Source organism: Myroides sp. LoEW2-1, from assembly GCF_009767705.1.
GTDB lineage: Bacteria > Bacteroidota > Bacteroidia > Flavobacteriales > Flavobacteriaceae > Flavobacterium > Flavobacterium album_A.
This window is the reverse complement of sequence record NZ_WSPP01000215.1, coordinates 1-5,775: the sequence shown is the minus strand read 5'-3', so window position 1 is coordinate 5,775 and position 5,775 is coordinate 1. Positions and strand designations below refer to the sequence as shown.

Genomic DNA, 5,775 nt, shown 5'->3' with positions numbered 1-5,775 from the left:
CATGAGAGTACATTATTTCTTGTTTGCTCATCTCTTTATTATTTCAAGCAAACTTACTACCTTACGTTAGCTTATGAAATATGGGCTTGGTCGGGTGGATACGTTGTTCAATCCCTTTATCTAAAGCTTCTTTTAATCCTTTTGCTACTTTATCTTGACTGATATTGCCAATAATGTCTGTTACTTTTTGGGCATAAGCATTCTCTGTAAGGGTAGAGCTTAAAAAAAGTGCCAAAGTGCTTAGGATAATGATGTTTTTCTTCATAGTAGATTTTTTATGTTTTATATAGTGTTTATTTTTTATAAGTATTGCTTAGCTTCCGTTTTGATTGCGGTTAAACAAATAGAAGTACTGTTAGCCATAGTTTGACTTTCCTTTATTAATAAATGTTGTAAATTCAATGGATTGTCAATATTATGTAGGTTTGAAGAACGCTGTATCAAGCTGACAATTGCATTTTTGTGTTGGGTAAGCAAAGTCCACAGTTCTTCAGAAACATATACTTGTTGTGAAATATTATACTCGTATTCTTGTGTAATGTGTTGTATCAGTGCTAAGCTATACAAAGCTTTGTCATCTGTTTGCAATTGTATTCTCAATAGTAATTTTTGCAAATCAATTCTCTCAATAAAAATAGTTAATCTCTCATAAGCTTGTAATCGCAAAGCTATTGTATCAATTGTCTTGTTGTTTTGTAGGGAATCGATGATGTATTTATCTCTTTGACTTTGTCTTTTCAGAATGGCGTCAAAATAAACATAAGATAATGCGGCAACAACCAAAGCAGGAATAGTGTAACTAATTAATTCAAGTAAAAAAGTTAAGTTCATAATGCGAAATTTTTACAAAAATAAACAATATAATACTTGGGCATAAACTTTTTTATGTATTCAAAAAACTTGTTATAAAGGGAGAGTAATTGTATTTTTGGCTTTTTATGAAAAAAGGATATGCAAAATTATATTGATCAGTTAAATGAAGCACAAAGGGCGCCTGTTTTACAAAAAGAGGGGCCGATGATAGTGATTGCTGGTGCAGGTTCAGGAAAAACAAGAGTATTGACTTTGCGTATAGCATACTTGATGCATCAAGGTGTAGATGCATTTAACATTCTCGCGCTAACTTTTACCAATAAAGCAGCACGAGAAATGAAAGCGAGGATTTCACAAATCGTAGGGAGTACAGAAGCAAAGAATTTGTGGATGGGTACTTTCCACTCGGTATTTGCGAGAATTTTGAGAAGTGAAGCTGATCGATTGGGATATCCAAGTAACTTTTCTATTTACGATTCTCAAGATAGTCAACGCTTGATTGGGCAAATAATCAAGGAAATGCAGCTTGACAAAGATGTATATAAACCAAAGGAAATTCTCAGTAGAATTTCGTCGTATAAGAATAGTTTAGTTACAGTTAAAGCCTATTTTGCAAATCCTGAGCTTCTGGAAGCGGATGCTATGAGTAAACGTCCGAGAATCGGAGATATTTACCAAAACTACGTTGATAGGTGTTTTAAAGCGGGAGCTATGGACTTCGATGACTTATTGTTAAAGACAAATGAGCTGTTGAATATGTTTCCAGATGTGTTGGCTAAGTATCAAGATCGCTTTAGATATATTTTGGTAGACGAGTATCAAGATACAAATCACTCACAATATTTGATTGTTAGGGCTTTGTCTGATCGATTTCAGAATATTTGTGTTGTTGGTGATGATGCACAGAGTATTTACGCCTTTAGGGGAGCAAATATTAATAATATATTGAATTTCCAAAAAGACTATGAGGGGGTTCAAACGTATCGATTAGAGCAAAATTATCGTTCTTCACGCAATATTGTTGAAGCGGCAAATACTGTAATTGATAAAAACAGAGTTAAACTTGAAAAGGTTGTTTGGACAGCAAATGATTTCGGACCGAAGATTAAAGTGCACCGCTCTTTAACCGATGGTGAAGAAGGGCGATTTGTAGCCTCAACGATTTTTGAGGAGAAAATGCAAGGGCAAAAAAACAATAGTGATTTTGCTATATTGTATAGAACCAATGCACAATCTCGTGCGATGGAAGATGCTTTGCGTAAAAAAGACATTCCTTATCGAATTTATGGAGGTTTATCTTTTTATCAGCGAAAAGAGATTAAAGATGTGCTTAGTTATTTGCGTTTGATCATTAATCCAAAAGATGAAGAGGCATTAGTTCGCGTAATTAACTATCCTGCTCGAGGAATTGGAGCTACGACACTAGATAAACTTACTATTGCTGCAAATCACTATAAGAGATCTATTTTTGAAGTTATGGAACATATCGATAAGATTGATCTTAAGATAACTGCAGGAACAAGAGGTAAATTATCTGACTTTGTCAATATGGTTAAAGCATTTCAAGCACAAGAACAGACGATGGATGCTTATCAATTGACTGAACATGTAGTAAAGAAAACGGGACTTGTTCAGGAATTGAGAAAAGATACTACTCCAGAGGGAATTACAAGAATGGAGAATATTGAGGAGTTGTTAAATGGTATCAAAGATTTCATTGAAGGTCAAAAAGAGATTGATGGAGCAAGAGGTGCTTTAGGGGAGTTCTTGGAGGATGTTGCTTTGGCTACGGATTTAGATAAAGACAATGGAGATGATGATAGAGTAGCGCTTATGACTATTCACTTGGCAAAAGGGTTAGAATTTCCTACGGTATTTTGCGTGGGAATGGAGGAAGATTTATTCCCAAGTGCAATGAGTAAAAGTACAAGAGCAGAATTAGAAGAAGAAAGAAGGTTGTTCTATGTGGCTTTGACAAGGGCCGAACATCAAGCTTATTTGACTTATGCGCAATCTCGTTACCGTTGGGGTAAATTGGTAGATAGTGATCCTTCTTGTTTTATTGATGAGATTGATGATCAGTACTTAGAGTACTTAACTCCTGTTGAGACTAATTATCGATATAAGCCTATGATGAATACTGATATTTTTGGCGATGCGGATAAGAGTAAGCTGCGATTAAAAAAACCAGTAGGTGGAACTCCTCCAGCTTATATTACGGAGAATGAAGAACCAAAAGTTGATAGAAATATTAGAAGGTTAAAGCCAATTGACAGTAGTAAGAAGGAGGTGAGTAATGTGAATAATGGAGATTTGGCAGTAGGGAATATGGTCATGCATGAGCGTTTTGGTAAAGGAGAAATTTTAAACTTAGAAGGTGTAGGAGCAGATCGAAAAGCTGAGATTAGATTTGATGTAGGAGGAATTAAAAAACTACTGTTGAGATTTGCTAAGCTACGTGTATTATCGTAAATTGTAATAAAAAGTTATGGCACAGTTTATAAAGATATATCCAGATAATCCTAATGAAAAAGAAATAGACAAGGTCGTGAAAATCCTTCGAGATGGAGGCCTTGTTATCTATCCTACCGATACGGTTTATGGGTTAGGGTGTGATATTACCAATACAAAGGCTTTAGAAAGGATCGCAAAGATAAAAGGAGTGAAGTTAGAGAAAGCAAACTTTTCTTTTATCTGTTATGACCTAAGTAATATATCTGATTATGTAAAGCAAATAGATACTTCTACTTTTAAAATTCTTAAGAAAGCCCTGCCTGGGCCTTATACATTTATTCTTCCGGGAAATAATGATTTGCCTAAAGAGTTTAAAAAGAAAAAGACAGTAGGTATTCGCGTACCTGATAATAATATTGCAAGGGATATAGTTAAGCGATTGGGAAATCCTATTGTATCAACGTCAATTTATGACGAAGATGAAGTACTTGAGTATACAACTGATCCAGAACTTATTTTCGAAAAATGGCAAAATCTTGTTGATGTAGTTATTGATGGAGGTTATGGAGATAATACAGCGTCTACAGTAATAGACTTATCTGGCTACGAACCAGAGGTTATCCGCCAGGGAAAAGGAGAAATTGATATATTATAATCAACAAAAAATTAGAATTAATTAATAAAATAGATAAAACAAGGTTAAATAGACTGTAAAATATGACAGTTCCCTATTTTAAATTAGGGGAATTCAAACTGAATTGTTATTTTTGTATCTGTTTATTTAAAAAGCTAAACGTATCACACTATGAATTTACATGAATTTCAAGGTAAAGAAATATTAGCTAGCTACGGTGTAAGAGTACAACGTGGATTAGTGGCTAACAACGCAGAAGAGGCAGTTGAAAAAGCTAAACAACTTACAGAAGAAACTGGTACAAGTTGGTATGTAATTAAAGCTCAAATCCACGCAGGAGGAAGAGGTAAAGGAGGAGGAGTTAAGTTGGCTAAAAACTTAGACGAAGTAAAAGAAATCGCTGGTAAGATTATCGGTATGGATTTAATTACTCCACAAACTCCACCAGAGGGTAAAAGAGTTAATCGTGTTTTAGTAGCTGAAGATGTTTACTATCCAGGTGAAAGCGAAACAAGTGAATTCTATATGTCTGTATTACTTGATAGAGCTAAAGGACGTAATATGATTATGTACTCTACTGAAGGAGGTATGGATATCGAAGAAGTAGCTGAGAAAACTCCACATTTAATCTTTAAAGAAGAAATTGATCCTGCTGTAGGATTACAAGGATTCCAAGCAAGAAGAATTGCTTTTAACTTAGGGTTATCTGGTAATGCTTTTAAAGAAATGGTTAAATTCGTAGATGCTTTATATAGAGCTTACATTGGAAGTGATTCTTCAATGTTCGAAATTAACCCAGTATTGAAAACATCAGATGATAAAATCTTAGCTGTTGATGCTAAAGTTACTTTAGATGACAATGCATTATACAGACAGAAAACTTATGCAGAGTATAGAGATATTACAGAAGAAAGACCTATCGAAGTTGAGGCTAAAGAAGCAGGGTTAAACTATGTTGATTTAGATGGTACTGTAGGTTGTATGGTTAATGGTGCTGGATTAGCAATGGCTACAATGGACTTAATTAAGTATGCTGGTTTTGAACCTGCAAACTTCTTAGACGTAGGTGGTACAGCTGATGCAAAACGTGTTGAAACTGCTTTCCGTATTATCTTAAAAGATCCAAACGTAAAAGCTATCTTAATCAATATCTTTGGTGGTATCGTTCGTTGTGACCGTGTTGCTCAAGGTGTTGTTGATGCTTACAAAAACATGGGTGACGATATTAAAGTGCCTATTATTGTACGTTTACAAGGAACAAATGCTGAATTGGCAAAAGAATTAATTGACAAATCAGGTATGCCTATTTTATCAGCTGTTGCTTTCCAAGAAGCTGCAGATCAAGTTAAAGTTGCATTATCTTAATTGATTTACATACACAAAATAAAAAAGAGCTATCAATATTGATAGCTCTTTTTTTTGCTTTCTACTAATGTAATTAGCGGGTCTAAAAAAAAAGAGATTACTTAATCTCTTTTTTGTTTTCCATTATTAAACTTGAATCCTGAAAGCGGTGTTTTAGGATTGTTCTTCTTACTTGAATTTGTAGTTTTAGGTCTTGACTTAGACTTATTGCCTTTATCTTCTTTTGAGTTGACAGTAGTACTTTTTTTATCTTTAGTAAAAGTTTTTTTATGTCCTTCTAAAACTTCTTTTGGATTCTTAGGGTTTTCCTTCGTACCTCTAAGGTGGATTACTAATCCATTAAGGAAATTACGCAAGATTTGATCACCACATTCTACATATTTAGGATGTTCATCATTTCTAAAGAAATTGCCTATTTCTCCTTTAGATATTCTAAAGTCAACTAATTCTAAAATCTCTACTATTTGATCATCGCGCAATTGCAATGCGACTCTCAGCTTTTTTAATAT

Annotated in this window: 6 protein-coding genes; 3 read left to right on the top strand and 3 right to left on the bottom strand. The window is 34.1% G+C overall.

Features of this window, described 5'->3' with window-relative positions; genetic code table 11:
- Positions 1 to 61: 61 nt before the first annotated feature.
- The gene (locus GOQ24_RS12215) at positions 62 to 265 is read right to left on the bottom strand and encodes a hypothetical protein (RefSeq protein WP_160339814.1); all 204 of its coding nucleotides are present in this window, start codon (positions 263 to 265) and stop codon (positions 62 to 64) included.
- Between the two features lie 35 nt (positions 266 to 300).
- Positions 301 to 831: a hypothetical protein gene (locus tag GOQ24_RS12210; RefSeq protein WP_155092449.1), complete on the bottom strand. Its 531-nt coding sequence runs from the start codon at positions 829 to 831 to the stop codon at positions 301 to 303.
- 120 nt (positions 832 to 951) lie between these two features.
- On the opposite strand from GOQ24_RS12210, the gene GOQ24_RS12205 reads away from it, so the two are divergent.
- The 3 genes from GOQ24_RS12205 to sucC all read left to right on the top strand — a co-directional run bounded on the left by GOQ24_RS12205 (position 952) and on the right by sucC (position 5,266).
- Complete coding sequence (locus GOQ24_RS12205; protein WP_160339813.1) at positions 952 to 3,285, top strand: ATP-dependent helicase; 2,334 nt, start codon at positions 952 to 954, stop codon at positions 3,283 to 3,285.
- Between the two features lie 16 nt (positions 3,286 to 3,301).
- Entirely contained in the window at positions 3,302 to 3,922 is a 621-nt protein-coding gene (locus GOQ24_RS12200) for an L-threonylcarbamoyladenylate synthase (protein ID WP_155092451.1), read from the top strand.
- Between the two features lie 150 nt (positions 3,923 to 4,072).
- The gene (gene sucC, locus GOQ24_RS12195) at positions 4,073 to 5,266 is read left to right on the top strand and encodes an ADP-forming succinate--CoA ligase subunit beta (RefSeq protein ID WP_155092452.1); all 1,194 of its coding nucleotides are present in this window, start codon (positions 4,073 to 4,075) and stop codon (positions 5,264 to 5,266) included.
- Positions 5,267 to 5,367: 101 nt separating this feature from the next.
- On the opposite strand, the gene GOQ24_RS12190 is transcribed toward sucC, so the two are convergent.
- A partial coding sequence (locus GOQ24_RS12190) for a DUF1456 family protein (protein WP_166520747.1) occupies positions 5,368 to 5,775 on the bottom strand: 408 nt, incomplete at its 5' end.

What these genes read in the sequence shown, in the direction of transcription:
- sucC (WP_155092452.1), top strand. Translation starts at nt 4,073, where the DNA reads ATGAATTTACATGAATTTCAAGGTAAAGAAATATTAGCTAGCTACGGT.
- GOQ24_RS12215 (WP_160339814.1), bottom strand. Translation starts at nt 265, where the DNA reads ATGAAGAAAAACATCATTATCCTAAGCACTTTGGCACTTTTTTTAAGC.
- GOQ24_RS12210 (WP_155092449.1), bottom strand. Translation starts at nt 831, where the DNA reads ATGAACTTAACTTTTTTACTTGAATTAATTAGTTACACTATTCCTGCT.
- GOQ24_RS12200 (WP_155092451.1), top strand. Translation starts at nt 3,302, where the DNA reads ATGGCACAGTTTATAAAGATATATCCAGATAATCCTAATGAAAAAGAA.
- GOQ24_RS12205 (WP_160339813.1), top strand. Translation starts at nt 952, where the DNA reads ATGCAAAATTATATTGATCAGTTAAATGAAGCACAAAGGGCGCCTGTT.